This window comes from Agarivorans sp. D1326 (assembly GCF_056958115.1).
Window position 1 is genome coordinate 284,067 of the sequence record NZ_JBTWEN010000001.1, and the last position, 20,442, is coordinate 304,508.

18 protein-coding genes and 1 pseudogene are annotated in these 20,442 nt (G+C 44.9%); 4 read left to right on the forward strand and 15 right to left on the reverse strand.

The window, feature by feature from the left end; all coding sequences use genetic code 11:
- Positions 1–211: 211 nt before the first annotated feature.
- Positions 212–658, forward strand: a complete 447-nt coding sequence (locus ACYFDN_RS01225; protein ID WP_483509735.1) for a copper resistance protein CopD — start codon at positions 212–214, stop codon at positions 656–658.
- Here the strand turns inward: ACYFDN_RS01225 and ACYFDN_RS01230 are convergent.
- The 12 genes from ACYFDN_RS01230 to ACYFDN_RS01285 all read right to left on the reverse strand — a co-directional run bounded on the left by ACYFDN_RS01230 (position 655) and on the right by ACYFDN_RS01285 (position 13,202).
- The gene (locus ACYFDN_RS01230) at positions 655–1,848 is read right to left on the reverse strand and encodes a tetratricopeptide repeat protein (protein ID WP_483509736.1); all 1,194 of its coding nucleotides are present in this window, start codon (positions 1,846–1,848) and stop codon (positions 655–657) included. The genes ACYFDN_RS01225 and ACYFDN_RS01230 overlap by 4 nt on opposite strands.
- Positions 1,841–2,485 (reverse strand): energy transducer TonB, encoded by a 645-nt coding sequence (locus ACYFDN_RS01235; protein WP_483509737.1) that lies wholly within the window; start codon positions 2,483–2,485, stop codon positions 1,841–1,843. Before ACYFDN_RS01235 ends, ACYFDN_RS01230 begins: the two co-directional genes overlap by 8 nt.
- A complete protein-coding gene (locus tag ACYFDN_RS01240) occupies positions 2,485–2,889 on the reverse strand; it encodes an ExbD/TolR family protein (RefSeq protein ID WP_220721177.1) in 405 nt (134 codons plus the stop codon). The genes ACYFDN_RS01235 and ACYFDN_RS01240 overlap by 1 nt, the downstream gene beginning before the upstream one ends.
- A complete protein-coding gene (locus tag ACYFDN_RS01245; RefSeq protein ID WP_152781006.1) occupies positions 2,886–3,425 on the reverse strand; it encodes a MotA/TolQ/ExbB proton channel family protein in 540 nt (179 codons plus the stop codon). Before ACYFDN_RS01245 ends, ACYFDN_RS01240 begins: the two co-directional genes overlap by 4 nt.
- Positions 3,415–4,749: a MotA/TolQ/ExbB proton channel family protein gene (locus tag ACYFDN_RS01250; protein WP_483509738.1), complete on the reverse strand. Its 1,335-nt coding sequence runs from the start codon at positions 4,747–4,749 to the stop codon at positions 3,415–3,417. The genes ACYFDN_RS01245 and ACYFDN_RS01250 overlap by 11 nt, the downstream gene beginning before the upstream one ends.
- Positions 4,746–5,525: a DUF3450 domain-containing protein gene (locus ACYFDN_RS01255; protein ID WP_483509739.1), complete on the reverse strand. Its 780-nt coding sequence runs from the start codon at positions 5,523–5,525 to the stop codon at positions 4,746–4,748. Before ACYFDN_RS01255 ends, ACYFDN_RS01250 begins: the two co-directional genes overlap by 4 nt.
- Before the next feature lie 99 nt (positions 5,526–5,624).
- Positions 5,625–7,595, reverse strand: a complete 1,971-nt coding sequence (fhuB, locus tag ACYFDN_RS01260; RefSeq protein ID WP_483509740.1) for a Fe(3+)-hydroxamate ABC transporter permease FhuB — start codon at positions 7,593–7,595, stop codon at positions 5,625–5,627.
- Positions 7,592–8,503, reverse strand: a complete 912-nt coding sequence (locus ACYFDN_RS01265; RefSeq protein WP_483509741.1) for an iron-siderophore ABC transporter substrate-binding protein — start codon at positions 8,501–8,503, stop codon at positions 7,592–7,594. The genes fhuB and ACYFDN_RS01265 overlap by 4 nt, the downstream gene beginning before the upstream one ends.
- Positions 8,494–9,264, reverse strand: coding sequence for an ABC transporter ATP-binding protein (locus tag ACYFDN_RS01270; protein WP_483509742.1), 771 nt, complete (start codon positions 9,262–9,264; stop codon positions 8,494–8,496). Before ACYFDN_RS01270 ends, ACYFDN_RS01265 begins: the two co-directional genes overlap by 10 nt.
- A 17-nt stretch (positions 9,265–9,281) precedes the next feature.
- Positions 9,282–9,998, reverse strand: coding sequence for a siderophore ferric iron reductase (locus tag ACYFDN_RS01275; RefSeq protein WP_483509743.1), 717 nt, complete (start codon positions 9,996–9,998; stop codon positions 9,282–9,284).
- 45 nt (positions 9,999–10,043) lie between these two features.
- Positions 10,044–12,185: a TonB-dependent siderophore receptor gene (locus ACYFDN_RS01280; protein WP_483509744.1), complete on the reverse strand. Its 2,142-nt coding sequence runs from the start codon at positions 12,183–12,185 to the stop codon at positions 10,044–10,046.
- Between the two features lie 153 nt (positions 12,186–12,338).
- Positions 12,339–13,202, reverse strand: a complete 864-nt coding sequence (locus ACYFDN_RS01285) for an AraC family transcriptional regulator (protein WP_016402593.1) — start codon at positions 13,200–13,202, stop codon at positions 12,339–12,341.
- Positions 13,203–13,614: 412 nt separating this feature from the next.
- On the opposite strand from ACYFDN_RS01285, the gene ACYFDN_RS01290 reads away from it, so the two are divergent.
- The 3 genes and pseudogenes from ACYFDN_RS01290 to ACYFDN_RS01300 all read left to right on the forward strand — a co-directional run bounded on the left by ACYFDN_RS01290 (position 13,615) and on the right by ACYFDN_RS01300 (position 16,717).
- Positions 13,615–14,691, forward strand: coding sequence for a DUF3179 domain-containing (seleno)protein (locus tag ACYFDN_RS01290; protein WP_483509745.1), 1,077 nt, complete (start codon positions 13,615–13,617; stop codon positions 14,689–14,691).
- Positions 14,692–14,966: 275 nt separating this feature from the next.
- A pseudogene (locus tag ACYFDN_RS01295) lies at positions 14,967–15,659 on the forward strand (SDR family NAD(P)-dependent oxidoreductase); the annotation flags it as partial.
- Between the two features lie 53 nt (positions 15,660–15,712).
- The gene (locus ACYFDN_RS01300) at positions 15,713–16,717 is read left to right on the forward strand and encodes an AraC family transcriptional regulator (protein ID WP_483509746.1); all 1,005 of its coding nucleotides are present in this window, start codon (positions 15,713–15,715) and stop codon (positions 16,715–16,717) included.
- 14 nt (positions 16,718–16,731) lie between these two features.
- Here ACYFDN_RS01300 and ACYFDN_RS01305 read toward each other — a convergent pair whose 3' ends face one another.
- The 3 genes from ACYFDN_RS01305 to pdsO all read right to left on the reverse strand — a co-directional run bounded on the left by ACYFDN_RS01305 (position 16,732) and on the right by pdsO (position 20,387).
- A complete protein-coding gene (locus ACYFDN_RS01305) occupies positions 16,732–17,352 on the reverse strand; it encodes a class GN sortase (protein WP_483509747.1) in 621 nt (206 codons plus the stop codon).
- An 84-nt stretch (positions 17,353–17,436) separates the two neighbouring features.
- Complete coding sequence (locus tag ACYFDN_RS01310; RefSeq protein ID WP_483509748.1) at positions 17,437–19,620, reverse strand: marine proteobacterial sortase target protein; 2,184 nt, start codon at positions 19,618–19,620, stop codon at positions 17,437–17,439.
- Between the two features lie 26 nt (positions 19,621–19,646).
- Positions 19,647–20,387, reverse strand: coding sequence for a sortase-associated OmpA-like protein PdsO (gene pdsO, locus ACYFDN_RS01315; protein WP_483509749.1), 741 nt, complete (start codon positions 20,385–20,387; stop codon positions 19,647–19,649).
- Positions 20,388–20,442 lie beyond the last annotated feature (55 nt).

The window sequence follows — 20,442 nt, forward strand, 5'->3', positions numbered from 1 at the left end:
AATAAACGCTTTCCAAGTTCAAGCTAGCCTAAGCAAAGCACTTTAGTCACCACCTTTCAAAGCCAACCTACCCTCAAAAAGCGTACAACCTGATGTCTTCCAAAACTCAGTAACAAAAACAATTAACATTCGTATTTGAATGATAATTATCAAGGTTACTAGCTAGCCATTCGCTTATAGTGCAAATAACTCCCCAAGGTAAGGAAACCTAATGACATACAGCCTTTTGCTACTCGCTCACCTCATCGCAGCAACTATTTGGACCGGCGGACATATCGTGCTTTGCTTGGTGATATTACCCAAAGTTTTAAGAGCCAAATCACCGGAAATGCTACTAGATTTTGAGCAAGCTTTTGAAAAGGTGGGAATGCCAGCGTTAATTATTCAAGTGATTACCGGGCTTTTTCTGGCTTACCATTGGCTCCCCGATGTGAGCCTTTGGTTTAGCATGAGTAACCCTATAAGCCACGGCATCGCCGGTAAACTACTATTATTGGCTTTAACCTTTGGTTTAGCCTTAGACGCCAAGTTACGCGTTTTACCTAAACTATCCTGCAATAACTTGTGGGATATGGCCTTGCATATCATCGCAGTTACTTTGCTCAGTGTTGGCTTTGTTGCCCTTGGCCTTTCTTTCCGATTAGCTTGGTTTGCTTAAGCTTTTGTATCGGCAACTAAGGCTTCTAAATAGTTTAACCAGCGCTCGCTTTGCGAGCTTTGTTCAAGGTTATGCGCACGTTGAGCAGCGGCATAAGCCAGTGAGTAATCTTTTGTCTCTAAGTAAATCTCGGCCAATAATAGCTGCGATTTAGCTTGTTGTTCTTGCGGATCAGCTAGTTTTAAAGCCTCAATAGCTTGAGTATATTGATTGCTTAATAACAACACCTGAGCATACTGCAGATTGTACTCAGGCTTATGCTCAGCAAGCAGTTGCCAATACTTCGCTGACTTTTGCCATTCTCTTGCTTGCTGCCAAAGTTGTGCTTGGCGAAGTAATAATGAGGCATCAGAATCCGCATCAGCCAATTGCGCATAACTCAAGGCTGCTTTTTCTGGCACTCTCAGATACGCATATAACTGGGCTTTATGGCGTAACAAGTTCTCCCCTAAGGCTAATCCCGAACGCTCTGCAGAAACTAAGGTAGCTAAGGCTTTTTGATGTTGCTGGGTTTGGCTGTACAAAGCACTTAGTTGTTGCCACCAACGCAGCGTTTCTGGCTCTAACACCAGTAAAGCTTGATTGGTGATGATCGCCGCTTTTAACTGCTTTAACTGCACTTGAGCGATAAAACGCATACTTAGATTGTTTTTATCTAACACTTGCAGCTGTTCTAACGCGGCTAAATGATCTAACACCGCTTGCCAGTTTTGTTGTTGATAATTAGCGTAAGCTAAATTAGCGCGTAAATTAAGCGTTTGTGAGGGACTAATATCAAGCTCTAACTCCGGTTGCTGAACTTGAGTCAGCAATATCTCAAAATGGCTTAATGCCTCATCAATATGTTGCTCGCTAAGTAGTATTTCGGCCAGCATGTTTCGCGTTTCCCAAGCCTGTTGTGGGGGAAACGCTTGCAAGTTCACAGCCTCTACCAGTTTTGCTTTAGATAACGCTACCTGCTCGTCTTGCCAATAATAAATCCCCAACATTCTAGCTATGTAAGCTTGGTCATATTTACCGCTGGGCTTGAGTTGTTCTAACTGAGAAATGGCTTTAGCGAGTTCGCCATCTTGTTGCAATTGAAATACTCGTTGCACCCTTTCTGCTGTATTCCGACTGAGTTCTTGAGCAAACAGTGGCCCAGAACTTAGCCCGCAAAACATTAAAGTAGCCAATAAGATCCTAATCATCTGCAGCAGGAACCTCAAAATCAATAATAACAGTATGATCTGCAATTTTTGTGGCTTTACCATTTACCATTTGTGGTTGGTACTTCCATCGCGACAGCGCTTTGTATGCTTCGCGCTCAAACACCCCTTTGGGTTTGGCATCTAAAACCTTAATATCTGTTACTCGCCCAGCCTCATTGATAGTGATACTGAATTTCACATAGCCTTCAATATTACGTCGTTTAGCCCGCTCTGGGTATTTAGGCTCTATACGATGCAGTGGCAAAATGTCTTGCTGTTGAACGTTGGCAACCATAGGTAAATTGGGTGCCGATAAGCTTAGCGCACTAACATTACTTTCAAAGTTAATGCTTGGCATCGCCAAAGTATTAAGTTGTTGGTCGTGACTAGACGCTTGCTCAGGTGCACTGGTAGCGCTTGAACTTGGCGCTTCCGGCATCGGTTCTGGCGGCTCAGGTAAGCGGCGCTGTCTGCGCTGGGCAATACTTTCAGGCTGTTGTAGCTGAATAAACAAATTCGGCTTCGCTGAATTATCTTCCGGCAAACTGCGTTGAAAATGCACCATAGAGTTCATCGCTACAAACAGACTAATAGCCAACAACACAGCTAAGGGGCTGATTAACAACAAACGCAGCATTATGGCGCCTCGGTGGCCAAAGCGATGTCTTGAATACCGGCAGCTTTAGCGCCATCCATCACTTTTACTACTGTGCCATTATAGGCATGTTTATCGGCCTGAATAACCAGCTTGGCGCTAGGTTGTTCTAACAGTAAATGCTCCAAATTAGCTTGAACTCGCTCTACGTCAATCATGCGTTGATCGATAAAGATCCGGTTTTGCGCATCCACTGCTACAAAAATTCCAGCGTTAGCTTGAGCAACCGCATTACTCGCCTGCGGCCTTTGCACTTCCATACCCGACTCTCTAACAAATGAGCTAGTCACAATGAAGAAAATCAACATAATGAATACAATATCCAGCATCGACGTAAGGTCGACTTGCGCTTCTTCGTGCTGTTGCCTGCGATGACCTAATCTCATCGACGACTCCTTAAAAGCTTTTCTAAATGTAGCTGTTTACGCTGGCTTAACCGCGATAAACGTGAATAGATAAACATGCTGGTAAGGGCTGCGACCATGCCAGCCATAGTAGGTAGTGTTGCTCTAGCAATGCCTGCTGCCATTAATCGCGGATCGGCATTACCTTGGCTAGCCATGGTATCAAATACCACGATCATCCCGGTTACCGTACCCAGTAAACCTAACATTGGGCAAAGTGCCACCAGCAGTTTCAAGAGATTAAAATTTCTTTTCAAAGCGTTTTCTGCTTCGCTCAACCAAGCATTACGCTGCCACAAGGCCAGCCAAGAATGCTGCTCTTCACGGGCATCCCAGCGAGACTTCCAGACGTTTTGCAAGCGCGGAAAATCCCACACTATAAACAGCAAACGCTCTAAACTAAGTAACCAAAAGCCAGCTACCACGGCAACTAAGGCCCAAAGTACCGGCCCGCCCCGCAGCATGAACTCGTTAATATTGGCCCAGTCAGGTAGCTGGTTGATTAGCTCAAGCAGCATTGTTACTTATGGCCTTTAAGCTATGGTTTGCCTCTGCCCGCTGTGCAACCAATCCCAAGCTTTGCTTCTCGAGTATGTTACGAATCGCCTCGGCTTGTGCATGCAGTACATTGTGCGAGAACAGCAAAGGCATAGCAGAAATAAGCCCAAGAACAGTCGTCACCAAGGCCATTGAGATGCCACTTGCCATTACTTTAGGATCGGCATTACCAAACTGAGTAATCACCTGGAACGTTTCAATCATTCCAGTTACTGTCCCCAATAAACCCAACATTGGTGCTAGCGCTGCAAGCAATTTAATCATGCTTAAGCCACGCTCTAAATGCTGCTGTTCATCTACAATTTGCTCAAGTAAACGCAGCTCTATTGCTTCTACAGCTTGGTCTTGGTCGGCTTTATAAGCCTGTAATATTCGGCCTAAAGGATTATCTTTTGGATTAGCAGGTTGCTTTAGCTGAGCCCGAATTTGACTGCGAATAATGAGTAAACGAATACCTCGATATAAGGCAATCAGCATTCCTAATGCAAACAATAGTGCGATAACTTTACCGACTACCCCACCATGGGCAAAACGCTGAGCTAAAGTCGGTTGCTCGGCCAATTGTTGCAACAAACCTCCATGGCTTGGATCCAAGCTCACAAACTTGCCCGGTGCTTGCTGCAGTTCTGTGGCCGTAGGCGCAAGTTCAGGCTGCACAATAAACGACTTAGCTTGCTTACCATCCCAGCGAGCATAACCTTGTTCGTTAACCAAACCAAAGCCGCCTAAACGCCAAAACTCCTGCTGCTGTAACTGCCCTTGGTTATCAAAATAAGGCAATTGCAGGTGTTCAATACGGCCACTAGCTTGAATGGTGTTATCAAATGCTTGCCACAAACCTTCTAGTTCAGTCATAGAGGGCAGCGCGCGCGCTTGCTCTATTTGATCTAAGGTGGATAACACCTCTGGCTGATTTGCCACCAATGCGCTGGTTTGTAACTCTAGTTTGAGCTCTTTAGCGGCTTGCCTCACTACACCAAATAACTCGCCTAAACTACCAGACGCTAAATGTAGCTCGGTTTCTAATTCTGCTAAGGTTTTTTCATTGTTAGTGAAACTATCACTTAAACTATCTGTATCCTTCTGTAAGGCATCACGCTCGGCCAATAAAGCTTGCTGGCGCGCTTTAAGCTGCGCTAAATCTTGCTCAAAGCCTTGCTCTCTTACTTGGTTATGCTGTAACTCTTGCTGCTTAGCTTGTTGCGTGGTGCTTAGTAAGGTTTCTTCTGCCAAAGCCGCGTTGTGACTTAAAGCCAGCAGTGTTATCAATACAAAGGGTTTCATTGATTAGCCTCCGTACTTAGCGCCAGTGGCAGTACTAATAAACTCGGTGCTGCGACTTTATTTGCTACATCAAAGGCTAAGCCTACATTGCTATGCTGCTTACTTTCGATAACTTGCCATTGCTGGCTATTTTGATGCCATGCCCAATACTGTTGATGATCTAAACTACGCGCGACCAAGCTTACTCTGCCTAGATTTAACAGCTCTACTTGGCGTGGGCCATCAAGCTCAATTTGCGCTTCGTAGCTGCCTAATTTCAAGCCATAATCCAATTCAATTTGATAGGCTTCTAATATCCGACGATACTTTTCTGAGTCGCTAACATCCGCTTGGCTCATTAGCGTATTTAACTTTGCTAGGCGCTGCTGGCGAGCCTCACTGCGGATCGGCAAATCTTGCTCATGTAATTGGGCTAGCCCCTCGAGCATTTGATACATAAGTGGCACTACTCCCAAGCGAGTTGAGCCAATTTCATTGAGTTGTTCTTGTAAACTATGCTGCTCACTTTGCTGGCTTTCAACTAAGCGACTAAGGTGATTTTTGTATACCTTTAGTTGGCTCACTTCTCGCTCTAGCGCTTGAATCTCTGACGCTAAGGCCAAAGCCTGATCACTTGATTGGTCGATACGTTGTTGACTGTGTTTTGCTTGGTCAACAATCTCGCCTTCAATCTTGCGTGCTTGATCTAACTGCTCGGCTTGCGAGCCAAAGGAAATGCTTGTCATCAAACTGGCTGTTAACAACAACCATTTGACTCGAAGTAGATAACTAAACATGAATACTTCCAATCGTTTAATAGAACCAGCACTGATTAAGCGCTGGCAGCAATAGTAATACACGCCGAGTGTAACGCAATTAATTCTCATTTTCATTGATTAAGCTCTGGCCTGTCGCTGACCACGCACCAATAAGGCGATAAAATAAATACCACCAATAATTGATACCAAGGTTCCAGCAGCCACTTGGCTAGGATAAAAAATCCATTGGCTTATCAAATCTGCAAAAGACAACAATAAAGCCCCTACCAAGGCAGACACAATAATCTGTTGTTTAGCTAAACGCGCCCCTAGCATTACCGCAACATGTGGCGCCAGCAAACCCACAAATGCTACCGGTCCCATGGTAGCAGTTACCATGGCACACAGTAAGGCTACTCCCAGTAACATCAACACATAAGCTTTGGGCACAGCTAGGCCTCTTGCTTGTGCAAACGAGCGACCAGCCGAAATCAAACTTAGCCAAGGATGTAACACATACAAACCTAAAATTACCACAAAACTTACTGCAGCTAAGCGTAATGCGGCTTCTGGGCTAACCCGATAGGTAGAACCTGCCAACCAAGCCAAAATTTCGTATATCTCTTGCTGGCCGCTGGCTAACGCAAAGTGCACTAAACCTTCAATCAATGCCGCTAACGCAATACCACACAGAACCAGTTTGGCCGGAGAAAACTGCCGATAAGTACTAAACAAAAACAATAGGGCTAATACAATGGTACTGCCTAATATAGCCACCCAGGGAGATGCGCTAAAAATGCTGGCACCAGTGATAACGGTTAAACCTACCAAGCTCATGGTGGCCCCAGCAGAAACCCCTAAAATGTCCGGGCTAGCTAGAGGGTTAAAAATTAAACGTTGTAATACACACCCAGCCACCGCGAGCGCTGCACCAGCCGATACTGCAGTTAACCAGCGAGGCCAGCGTAATAACCAGTTGAATGCATCTGGGATCGCTAAGCTCCAACTTCCTGCATTATGCTGTCCCAGTAAAGAAAGCAAAGCAGTTAAAGCAATAATAAAAGCAGCTAAGCCATAATAACGATTACGCCAACGCAATCTTGATTGAGGTAAGCTTAAAGAAAGCTGATCTTGCGCGCGTAACTGCCGCTGGCATAGCACTATAAGTATTGGCGCACCAACCAGTGCTGCTGCAATACCACTATGCACAACATCACCAATTTGCTCACTTAAGGCATTGGCTAATAAATCGGTGAATACTAATAGCAATGCACCAATAATGCAGCTCAACCATAGTTCATTAGTGGTTGTTCTTGCGCCTACGCGCCGCGCGATATTAGGACTAATTAACCCAACAAAACTAATCACCCCTACAGCAGTAATACTGGCCGCCACTAACCACACACCCACTACCGATAGCAGCAAAAACATTGGCACTACATTTAAACCACGTGCCGCTGCGCCTTGCTGGCCAAGTTTAAGTAAACTCAGGACCCGCGGGGCTAATAGAAAAATCAAAATGGCGGGCAACAAACGAGGGGCTAACCAAAGCGGCCAAAACCAATCATTTTGCTCTAAATCGCCAGCCCCCCAAATAAACAAGTTGCTAGCAAATTGCTCATTCAGCAAAATGATTGCGGTGGCCACCGCTCCTAAAACAATGTTTACCGCCATACCGGCCAGCACGACTGGCAAGCCACTAAGGTTGCGTATACCGACAATGGCGATGACCAAAAACATGGCGAACATTGCACCAATCATCGCGGCCGCCGCACTTAAATCTGCAATATCAAGCGGCACCCATAAGTTAAGCATCACCAAAGCTAGCCAAGCCCCTGAAGAGGTTCCCATAGTTAGTGGAGACAACAAAGGGTTTTGAGTGAGCAGCTGCATTAAGCTGCCCACTAAGCCTAAACTTGCCCCAACCATTAAGGCCATGGTCATACGTGGCAACAGTGAGTAAAGGTAAGCAAAATCTATAAATTGTTCAGGCTCGACACCGCCAATCAATTGCCATTGCCGCTGAAACGCTAAATCGCTACCAAACACTAGGCTTAATACCAAACCAAGCAGCAGCGCGCCAAGCGAGATGGAGTAAGCTTTAATCATTGAGGTGATAGTTCCAGTAAGCTTTTAGTTAAGGCTCGTGCGTTGTACAACACCGACATAGCGCCGCCATAACTCCAAGTTGCAGCAACACTGCTTACTCGTTGATTTTTAACAAAAGGCATTGCTTGCCACAGCCTAGAATTATCTAAGGCTTGATGATGAGCAAAAGGTTCAAAATACAACACCATGCCCTGCTCTACTTGGGCAAGTTCGGTAATGCGTTTTTTGGCCACGCCCCATTGGCTGCCTCGCTCTGGCATGGCAGAACGAATACCTAAACGATTGAGAGCATGTACTGGAATAGAGTTTTCATCATAAAGATAAACAGAGCTGGTGCTGGCAAAACGAATAGCAGCAACTTCTGGCAGCTCTCCACCATAAGCCTCAAGCAGCTGCTGGGAGAGTGAATCTAATTCTTGTTGAGTATCTGCCAAGCGTTGCTGGGCAAACTCTGTTTTATTCAACAACTGAGCGATTCGAAGGTAGTTCTCTACCACCGCTTCAGCGTTTTTGTGTTTAGCGCTGTAGTTTTGATAGAACAGCACTGGTGCAATGGCCGATAAACGCGCCATAAGGTCTTTTTGTGGAGAAGCAATAAGAATAACGTCGGGCTTTAGTTCAGCCAGTAATGACAAATTTGGCTCGGTGCGTGTACCAATATCCACCACCCCTTGCGGTACCTTGGGTTGTACTACCCATTCTTGATAGCCGCCAATGTCAGACATAGCAATAGGTGTAACTCCCAACTCCAGCACTTGCTCGGCAACATCCCAGTTAAGCGCGGCAACTCTTTGCGGATGCGCGCTCAGTTTATGGGTTCCGAGACTATCTTCAACCATAATGTCTGCCTTAGCAGCAGCCGTAAATAAGCAAAAAATTAAACTAATGCGAGTGAGTGCTACAAACATACTGTTGCCACCTTGGTGTGATCTTGAGGGTGCTCAAGCAACTTAATATTGCTGGCAAATAAATCGGATAACGTCGCTTCATTCTCCAACAAGCTTTTAGGGCCAGAAAACACCACCTTGCCGTGTTTTAAGGCAATAACATTGGTGGCGTAGCGCAAAGCCAAATTAAGTTCGTGAATAATTACCACCATTCCCTTTTGAGTTTGTTTGTTGAGTGACTGAAGCAGCTCCATAAGCTGGTATTGATGGCTAATGTCTAAGGCTGAAGTCGGCTCATCCAGTACCAATAATGGCGACTGCTGCGCCAATAACATCGCAATAAATGCACGCTGGCGCTCGCCGCCACTTAGCTCATCGACAAAGCTGTCCTGATATTGAACTAAATCGGTTTGTTCAATGGCCTGCTCAATTGCCTGATAATCTTGAGGCTGCCAGCGGCCAAAACTTCCACGCCATGGAAAACGCCCCAGCTTGCACAGCTCATGTACTGTCATACCTGCAACTTGCGGTAGTTGCTGAGGAAGATAAGCCACCAATTGCGCTAACTCGCGCGCTTTATAGCTAGCTAAGGTTTTGTTGTTAAGGCTTATCTCACCGCTATCTGGCGAAAACTGCTGGGTTAACAGATTGACCAAGGTAGATTTACCAGAGCCATTATGTCCAAGCACTACGGTAAAGGCGGTGGGATCTATGCTTAGTTCGTCAATAGACAATATGCTTCTATTATCTCGCTCAACGTTTATCTTGCTTAATTGATACATCTTTATTGTTCTGCCTTTTATTTCGGCTCGCATGGGCAGCCAACACAATAACTCCCCTGCTGTTTTTTATAGTCCATACAACAACTCACCCTCGCAACTTGCAGGCTACCTTGTGGGTCTTCAAATAATGTTGCTCGGGGTTCAAGAGGCAGTGCTAAATCTTGCAACCAATGTTGAAATTCATGCTCAACAAGTTCGGGCTTAATCACTTGCTGGCTAGCTTTTGCTCCACGTAACATCATATCCAATAGCCCATCGGCGATATTTCGATAAGCGGTACTAGGGCTAATCCGAGCCACTTGGCTAAAATCTTTTAGCAGCTGATCCAGCAAAACGCGTAGAGATTGTGCAATTGATTTACGTAGTAAAGCAGCAGACTCAAATTGCTGCCAAAGCGCTAACTCGTTAGCTTCAAAACGATAACCAAATACATTGCCTAAATGATAACGCTGACTCAAACGAGATAAATCGGGGCTGGCTTGCACTTGGTAACAAGCAATCAAGGCAAGGCTGATAGGTTGCCAAGCCAACATGCTCCAACTGCGACTTTGCCAGTAGATTTTGCCCGCTTCTGGATGCTGTAACTGCCAAAACTGATACAGTTCACCCATGCTATCTACGGAGCCTTCACGCACCCATTGTTCGGCCGAATCTACAGGACTCAGAAACTCAAAAGCTGCAACAGCAAATTGTTGCAGCATTTGGTTATAGTGTTTATCGCTATTTACCGTCATTACTACTCGGAGCTAGCAATAATTTGCTAGCTCCGTAACCCTTATTTAGAAGCCCATTTTTAGTCGAGCAACCACACGGCGCTCGTCATTTGCCCAACAATTTAAGGTGTCGTAACAACTGTAAGACTCTTTATCAAACAAGTTGGTTACCGCTAACGATACCGCAGAGCTCTCTAGCCCGCTGCCTAAGCGGCCAAGGCCATAGTTAACTGAAACGTCTGCCACGGTGTAGCCGTCTACGGTGCTACTATTGGCTGCATCAATTTGAGTTTCACCAATGTAGCGCACACCACCACCTAGGGTTAAGCCGTCTAAGCTGCCACCAAAGAAGTGATAATTTGCCCATAAGTTGGCTAGTTGATCAGGAACCCATACCGGCGTTTTACCTTCTAAGCCTGAGTTATCTTTAGTGATCTCAACATTTTGATAGGTATAACTTGCGGTAAGATCCAGATTAGAAGTTGCCCACCAACGACCTTCCGCTTCAAAACCTTTCGATACCGATTCACCAACCTGAATTTGGTGATGCGGAGCACCATCTGGATCTTGAGTTAAGGCACCTTCTTTAGTGATATGGAATGCTGCTAAGTTAAGCATTTGGCTCATATCTGCTGAATTGTACTTAATACCACCTTCCCATTGGCTGCCGGTTGAAGGCTCAAAGGCATTACCGTCTTTGTCTGTTCCCGGCGTTGGCTCAAAGCTGTCAGCGTAGTTAATGTATGGCGAAATACCATTATCAAACTCGTACAAGCCACCTAAACGGTAAGAGGTATTGTTTTGATCCACACTGTCGGTGTAGTCACCAGCTAGGTGGTAAACACTGTCACTTTTGTATTGATCAAAGCGGGCACCAGCCATAACAATTAGGCGGTCGATACGCATTTGGTCTTGAATATACACACCAGTTTGAGTGGTTTTGTAACTGTTAACTTGGTTGTAACCGTCTGGATTACCTTTGATGTAATCGTAAACCTCATTTGGGTTTAGTTGGTTATTGTCTGGTGCATAAATATCAATGGATGTTGTTGCTCCATCGTAGTATGTCACTTCAGACTTTAGCTGCTGCCAATCAAAACCAATCAATAAACTATGCTCAACCATACCCGTGGTAAAGTTACCGCTTAGTTGCGTATCGGTAGTCCAACCTTTAGAGCTTTCATCCGTTAGGTATGCACGGCGGTAAACGGTGCGCCCGTCTGTTGGCTCTAGGCCTACATTGTAAGTATTGTGCTGTAGTGCTTTTGCATCTAAGTAACGGGTAGCGTGCAACAGGGTCCAATTACTATTGAACTCATGGTTAATTTTAAAACCATATAAGCCAAACTCGCGTTCAAACTTGTTCCAGTTTTCGTCACCGGTGAATAAGTTTTTCGACAGCTTGCCGTTCGGATTGTCTAACACCGTGCCATAAGCTGGCATGGTGGTGTAAATACCCGCATGAGGATCGTTTTGATAATAAGCATTTAGGTTAACCAGCGTTTTATCGCTCACATGCCAATCAATCGACGGAGCGATAAGGTAACGCTCTTGCTGAGAAGTATCGGCCATTCCATCTTGTTTAGTTGCTTTACCCAAGAAGCGGTAAGCAACATTGCTGTCACCTATTTGACCGCGCGAATCAACTGACGCTTCTAGTAGGTTATGACTACCTGATGCTACGCTTACATCGGTAGCACGCTCCATGGTTGGGCGTTTAGCAATAAGGTTAACCATACCACCTGGCGGCATTGCGCCGTAAAGCACCGAAGTTGGTCCTTTAAATACTTCTACCTGCTCTACCGCAAAGGCGTCAATTTGTGGTTGTAGATTCCAAGCATTGTATTGCAGCTGTAATCCATCGTAGTAGTTTTGATAGTTAGTAAAACCACGAATATTGAATAGATCTAGGCGATTAACTGCCCCACCGCGCAATTGAGTGTGCACACCAGGGGTGTAGCGAAGTGCCTCTGAAACCGAGTTTACTCCGCGTAAATCTAAGGTTTCGCGATCAATGGTTGAAATTGACTGCGGTGTTTCTTCTGGCAACAGTGCTGTTTTAGTTGCCGTATTACGGTAAGTTTTTCCTAGTACCGTTAGCTTTTCGTCTGCTTGTTTTTCGCTAATGGCGGCTTCTTCAGCCAAAGCTGGTGCACTCAATACAGAGGCCACCAGCATCGCAATGGTAGTGATTTTAGTATTAAACATGATCCGTTTGTTATCTCTTGTTAACGCAAAGTTAAATGCTACTGATAATGATTCTCATTTATGATTCTATACAGATCACATTTTAAAAACTTAACAATTTGGTGCAAATAACAAGATTTTTTGCATTATTTACAGCGAGATTGACTTAAATCATCATTTTTGAATAGGTAGGAAGTATTCCATAGTCGCGCTTGGCGACTGCGGTTGGTAGTTCTCGGGATAACATTCTAGCTCGTAGCCATCTACCCCTTGGTATTCAGATTCTGGCAACCATTGATGAATAAACCAATCGATAGTGGCCGCTAAGTCTTGAATAAGCCCGGTGTGGCTAACAATGGCATACAACTGCTGTGGCACATTCCAGCACTGTAGCTGTTCAGAGGCTTCGCTTAATTGCTGGCTACCCGCCAAGTAATTAAGTTTACCGCTAGCGTGAATATTTAGGGTGTCTACCACCCCGGTTAACCCTTCACTTTGCATCGGATAAAGCTGATGAAAACTGCGCCATAAAGAAGGAACTTTTAGCTTAAAATCTGCTTGGGGGGTATACAAATTATCTATTTGTCCCGCCACACCGTAGACCTTAAATGCAGGCCGGCTCTCTATGCGAACCTCTATCATTCGTTGAGTTTGGCTACGCGGGTTATCCATTAGCACCATTGGTGCACTAATGCCTTGGCGGTCACCGCGGCGTTTATACGCTCCGGGAGCGAGCCCAAAATGCTGTTTAAAGGCGCGGCTAAAGCTTACTTCAGAATTAAAACCATATTGCAGTGCGATATCGGTTACTCGCATTTTGCCATCAAGTAATTGCTCTGCCGCTCGGCTCAACTTTTGTTCGCGCACATACTTGGCCAAATTTTTATTGGTGAGTTCCTGAAAAATACGTTGCAACTGCCAGCGCGACCAACAGCTTTGCGCGGCTAAATCATGCACACTCATGCTTTGCTCAATATTCTGATGAATAAAAGCAAGCAAGCTGTTTATGCGATTAAGCTGCGGGGACAGGCGCGACAATATAGTTCCTTATACATTACCGAATAACTGACTGTTGGTTGCTTAAAGGTAATACGATTCGCCTAAGCGTTTCAACAGCTGCCTACTTTTAACTTATTTAATTATAATGGCACAAGATTTTTATCTACCCTTCTATGGCCAAGGCATCATTCATTAGTGGCCAACAACCAACACTTAGCCACAGCCTCTATTAATGATTAGCTTAAGCTTCTATTCGTTCATTATTTGCAACAATGCTTCCCACTAACGGGCATTACTCCCAACTCATCGCTATGTAAAACTTTAACCAAGTTTTGAATTGAAACGGCAGTTAACTGCCACTCATTAAGTGAAGTGAGCAAGAGCAAAAGTGCAGCGTTATTGTTGAAGCAGACGTAAGCGCTAACAGCAATTTGCTCGCAGGGGAGGAATAATGAAAATACTCTTTAATTTGTATGCATTAACATTGGCATTAATTGCTATTTTTTGTGCGGTGTTAATGACCGAGCCAGGCCAAACCATTGGTGTACCCAGAGACTGGGTTTTACACTATTTCCGCTATATGCCTTACTTTTGGGCAGCGCAAGCCATCGCACTAGCCATTTTATGGTGGGCAAACAGCAAGGGGAAATATTGGAAGCCGATGTGGATGGCGCTATCTACTGCAGGAGTCGCCGTTACCTTTTGGGCGCAATCTTATGCCATGCCAACGGCTTTTCCAACAGAGCAGTTTTCCGCGCAATACTACTCGGTAGAGCAAGCTGACGAACTGATTCCTGAAGAAGACTCTCGGGTATACGTTGTTGAGTTGGGTGAGCAAAGCTATATCTTCCCACGCTATCACTTACAAGTACCGCACGTGGCTGGCTTTGAGCAAGATGGCACCGAATATGCCGTTACCTACTGTGGTTTATCAAACTTGCCAATGGTGGTGGAAACTGATTATGGATTAGGTGAGTCAAACCTACAGGTATTAGGCCAAGTACATAACAACCTTGTGTTTAAAGACATCAACAATGGTACCGCTATTCAGCAAATCACCATGCAGTCTGAGTTTACCGAGCACCAAACATCTGTGCTTCCTAATACCCAAATGGAGTGGGAAACAGCCAAAGCCTTGTACCCAGATGCTCAAGTATACATTTATGGAATGGAACGCTTAATCGACGAAGTATTGTTGGGTTTATTCGAACAACCACTTAAGAACCAACGTAACATTGAAAACCCAGATTTCATCTTTGATACCTTGAATTTGGACGATACTCGCTTAAATCCAAAACTAGAAGTATTTGGTTATGACAATGGCAGCGAGCAAATTGCTATCGACCCTGGCTTTGCTAGAAATAACAATGGCTTTACCTTTGAGTTTGGCGGAGAAACCTTACAAATAGAAACCGATGGCGAAATTGTAAAGCTGCTTAATAGTGAAGGTAAACAAGTAGCAACTCATAACGGTGTTCACTACGGTATTTGGACGCAGTTCTTCCCCAACACCCTAGTACTTAGCTAAAAGCTTATCGCAGATTAACAACTAAAGGCCGCACTAGCGGCCTTTTTCGCATTAAACATTTTGTTTTTTGTGTTTTGGCACGAATGGCTAGTAAAGTGTCGTTATCGGAAAAGATTTTGTCCTTTTCGGCTAATAAACTGGCTACATAAAATAACTACAGCAGCTAGGAATACAACATGACTTTGCAAACAAATAACGTCGCTTTAATCACTGGTGCTTCAGGTGGCATAGGCAAACAATTTGCTTACTTACATGCCGCATAAGGCGGCGATTTAGTTCTTGTGGCGAGAAGTAAACAAAGCCTAGAAACACTAAAACTAGAGCTGGAGAATCAATATAAAGTATCAGTGACATTTATAGCCCAAGATCTAGCCAAGCCCGATGCAGCAAAAACATTGTTCGAGCACACCGAAAGTTTAGGTATTCAGGTCGATGTTCTAATCAATAACGCGGGTTTTGGTGGTCATGGTAAGTTTCACGAGCGAGACTTCGCCGCCGAACAAGCAATGATGCAACTAAACATGGTGACCTTAACCGAGCTTAGTCATTTTTACTTACAAGGCATGGTAGCCAGAAACAGAGGCAAAATTCTTAACGTTTCTTCAACAGCATCAATGCTACCGGGGCCTTTACAAGCGGTGTATTACGCCAGTAAAGCGTATGTCACCTCTTTTTCTCAAGCACTTGCAGAAGAAGTTTCAGATACAAACGTTACCGTTACTGTGCTGTGTCCAGGAACAGTAAACACTGGTTTTGTCGAAGCCGGCAACCTACAAGGCGTAGATGCTTGGAAAAACGCAGCGAGTGCTGAATCAGTAGCAAAATGTGGCTATCAAGCCATGGAAAAGGGTCAACTATTAGTAATTAACGAGGCTAGCTTACATTTTATGCTCAACTGGATTATTCCATTATTGCCACGTAAATTAGTATTAAAGCTATCTCGCCAAGCAATGGAAAAGACCGCATAAGATAAATGCTTAGGCTTAGTAAATTTAGCTAAGCCTTCCATTATGGAGAAACAATGAAACCTGCTTCAAAATTTCCGCTTCACCAAGGTTGGCAAGTAATGCTCGCCGACTTTGGTATTTCACCCAGTGAACTACTTCGAATTGCTAAACTGCCTGCAGATTTATTCACTCGAGAAGGCGCAATGCTTACCAGTAGCGAATACTTTCGGTTTTGGAATAGTTTGGACCAACTAGTTGGCGACAGGGACATGGCGCTATGTTTTGCTGATAGTTTTTGTGTTGAAGCCTTTGACCCGCCTATCTTTGCCAGCTTATGCAGCCCGAACTTTAAAGTAGCCTTAATGCGCCTGCAGCAGTTTAAACCGCTAATCGCACCGTTAAAGCTTGAAATAGAAACCGACCAAGAGCTTACTCGCTTAAGCTTACAACCCTTAGATAAACAACAAAGTCTGTGCCGAAGTTTAGTATTAATGGAAGCGGTGTTTTTCACTCAACTACTCCGCACCGCAACAAGAAAACATATTCAGCCTCTAAGCGTTACTTGCCCTAAGGGCATTACCGCCGGCCAACAATACCAAGCATATTTTGGTGTTGCTGTGAGCTCTGGTGATGCGCTCAGTTTAGCTTTTCGCACCAGTGATACAGAGCAAGCATTTCTCACTGAAAACAATGGTATGTGGAATATCTTTGAGCCTGAACTAAAAAAACGCTTATCTCAGATAGAAAGCAATGTAGCTACCGAACAAAGGGTTAAAAGTGCCCTGCTAGAGCTCATTCCCAGTGGTCAGGTATCAATAGAAAACGTTGCCAGCGAGTTAGCAATGAGTAAACGTACCCTACAACGAAAACTCAGTGCCGAGCAGGTTAATTACCAAGGGGTGTTAAATCAAACAAGGCAAGAGTTAGCCGAGTTTTACTTAAGTCGAACGGTTATTTCAAGTTCCGAAGTATCCTTCTTACTCGGGTTTCATGAAGCAACGTCTTTTTATCGCGCCTTTGCCGCATGGACAGGCAGTACCCCCGAGCAATACCGCGAACAACACAGTCAGCGGCATTAGTAGTCATTGTTGGCTTATATAGCCGCAGGTTTATTCACATGCAGCGCTTCTACAATATAGCGCTGCTCTGCTCCACCACCCAGTTGGTTGAAGGGATAACAGGTGATTAGAGTTAAGCGGTTATCATCACTGGGCGCCATAAACAGGGTGTCACTTTGATGAGCAATTTGTGTATTCACCACTTGGTAGAGCAGTATGTCACCGTTCTTGGCTTCTACTTGTAATAAATCACCTTTGTTTACTGCGGCTAAGTTAGCAAAATGGGTATCACGGTGCCCAGCAATAACCGTATTACCTACTTCCCCAATAGGAGCTCCGCTTAACACTAAGCCAGGACCAAAAGCCAAGGTTCTGCCCGATGCGCCAGCTAATACATAAACCGATTCAACCTGATGCTTAAAACCAATACTTTCTTGTTTGGTTACAAAGCTAAGTTTTGCAACGGGATAGGTATCGGCCCAGTGCCAAGGTTTATGTATTTGTTGGTCATCTAAGGTTTGCTGCCAAGCTTGAGCAATTAAAAACTGAGCCAAATATGCCTTTGCTTGAATATAAGCACCGTGGCCTAGTACCAAAATCCCCAACAAAAATAGACTACATGGCACTGGATGTTTAGCTAAAAAACTAATGCTCATAACGTTCCCTAAAAACAGTGTATTGTGAAAAGTAGAGGTTTGAGTAGCCACCAGCTTGGTTAGCTGGCGGCTCTCTAGCAGCGTTTATGGTTTGAACTTGGCTAGCCCTGCTAACGGCTTTTCTCTAAGCATTAACATGGCAGCAATTAGAAGAACTAAACCGAACAAAATGTGTAAACGGCTTGCTGTTGAGGTTTGAGGCAAAGCAGCAGGAGGCTGCCAACCATGCGGCATTCCACCATCTATCTGCTTATCTAAAACAGGTAGGTTTGCCGGCCTAGCAGGCGTTACATCTACGGCAACCAAACTGGTTTGCGAGCTCACTAAGTGATACTTAAGTGCCAAGGCAAGTACTTGTTTTTCTACCCTCTCTTCATACAGGTAGCGATTGCTAAGCTCTAAGGCTGCGATATAATGGCGCGCCCATAGTAAATCTAGGCCTACTGCTGGCTGCTTGGTTTGCAAATTAAGACTACGTTGCCAAAATTGCCCATCAATATTGCCACTCACCACCAGTTGCGGTTGCGACCCGCTGGGTAACTTAAGACTAAGCATCAATGGTTGGCCTAGGTACAAATCGGGAATGCTGCTTGGCCAATACTCTGGCACGGTGCCATCACTAAAGGCCAACTTGACATCACTCACTACGGGGTGAGCAATTTGCTTGAACAGGCGTGTAACCTGCTGTTTTACCTCACTTTGCTTACCAATGTAAGTAAAGGTGCCCTTCCCTAACTCGGCAGCCCGCTGCATGAAATGAGAGTTAGGTGCAGAGCCAATGCCTATGGTAAATAAACGGTTATCCGCTAGACGATTATCGATTAGCTCAAACAATGACTGTTCATTGCTCACTGCCCCATCAGTAATAAAAATTACTTGGCGTAAGGCGTTTGAGGCTGCTTGTTTGGGATCACTTAGCGCAACATTTAAAGCAGAAAACATCTCGGTGCCACCATTAGCACTTAAGCCATTAATAAAGCGGCGCGCTTTGGCTTTATTGCTAGCATTGGCGCTAACAGCACTCGGCTTAAAACGACGATAGTTTGAGTTAAACTCAATGATATTAAAGTAATCCCCTTCTGCTAATCCAGACAGGGCTTCATGCAAGGCCTCACGCGCTTGAATCATCGATTCTCCCGACATTGAGCCCGAGGTATCAATCACTAAAATCAATTCTCTGGGAATATCGATAATATCGGCAGGCTTGCCTTGTGGTGGCATCAGCATTAACAAGGCGTAGTCGTCTTTGGCAGGCAATTGAGTGTTTGAGTGAGTTAAACCAGTTTGACTGTACAAGGCCGCCTCTGGTCGACTGCCCACTATGGGTCGCCACTTTAAAACAAAGTCACGATTGGCTTTGCTATCGAGCAAGCTTATGTCGATGGTGCCGTCACTACGAATGCTCTTATCTATTGGGTGATAAAGGCTCTCTAAGGTTTCGAGCTCAAAGCCACTATTTAGGGCTATATGCAAATCTGCCTTGAGTGAGGGTTGGCTTCCAGCTTGCGCATATTGGCGAGCGCTATGGCGCAATAGCTGATAAGCCTGGTTAAATTCACTACTGTTGTTTTCTTGTTGATAAGGCTCCTGCAGCAAACTGGCTAAAGACAAGGGCATTTCACTTTCATCGGCCAGCGTTCTTCGGGTTTGGTCTTTGAAAATTTGCGGGCTGTAACGTGGATTCACCACCATAGGAAAGCGTAAGCTAAATTCGCCATCTTCATAGCTGAGTTGCTGCTGATACGATATCTTCACCACCAAGCTTTGGTTTGGCCCTAAATTAGCTACTGCAGTGGTAAAAATATTTGGCCGCAGCTGCTCAAGCAAACTAGCGCGCTTTCCCTGCTTTTTGGCCGTTTCGAAAGTACGTTTGGCTTGTTTCTTTTCTTGAATCTGCCCTTCAATAACGCGCTCTCCTACCACCAGCTGCATCTGATCGACCGCGGCATTATTGGGTAAAGGAAACATATAAGTGCCGTTTACCCACTGCTCACTGTCATTGACAAAAGTTTGGCTCAAAGTAACCCTATTGGTCATGCCAGAGACTTGCATGTTTACCTTTGTAGATAAAGGCAAGCTGTACTGGCGCTGCCCATTACTATCGAAATACACCAAGCTGGCTTGCTCAGATTGTTCAACAACATCTCGCTCCGTGTGCAGTGCCGCTTGGCTGGGCGACACAAAGGCCGCCCATAATATGATGAGTGCGCCGCCAAAAGAGACGCTATAACAAAAGCGGGTACTGATTTTCAGTAGATCTATTTTCATAACGCTATCTCCTTTAGCTGCCATTATTACTGAGCGGCCAACATGCCTCGGTCAGACATCAGCTTTAAGGTGACTCGGCGGTCAAAGAAGTTGTTTTCTAAATTAGCTTCAGCTTTTAAGGGAGCAGTGTCACCAAAGGCTTGCGAATGCAGGCGCGACTCAGCAATACCGTTATTTATTAAGTAGCGGCGAACTTCAGCTAAACGTTGCTCCGATAAGGCTTGGTTATAACTAGAATCACCTTGACGATCGGCATAACCAGTAAGGTCGAGTTTTAAATCGGGCGCTAAACTCATGGCGTATACCACATCGTCAAGCTGTTGTTTAAAGTGAGGCTCAATCACCGACGAACCAGTTTTAAACTGCACATTCAAACCAATTGCTAGCTCTTCAAGTTTTTGCTGTTGCGCCATTTCTAGCTGAGAGAGCTGAGCATTCACGCGGGCATGTTGCTGAGTAAGTGACTCTAACTGCTCACTGCGTTTTGCCAGTACTTCAATTTCTTGTTGCTGCTCACCCAGTTGGTGTTGTTGGGCGGCTAACTCTTCTTCATCGGCGACCGATTTGCCTATCCAAACGCCAGTAAAGCCGCCAATAAATGCCCCAATAGGTCCGCCAACTAAAGCGCCGACTGCCGCGCCAGAGCCAAAACCAATCATTTCGGTTTTGCCATTTCGCTCGCTTGCTTGAATCTCGTTGTTGGCCATTGTTTGAGTAGATAGGCTTAAAGTGCTGATTACGGTTAATGCAATTAGGTGCTTTTTCATGAGTATGTCCTTCTCAGTGTGTTTAATTTAATAGGCTTGCTTGTGCTTGCCCTTT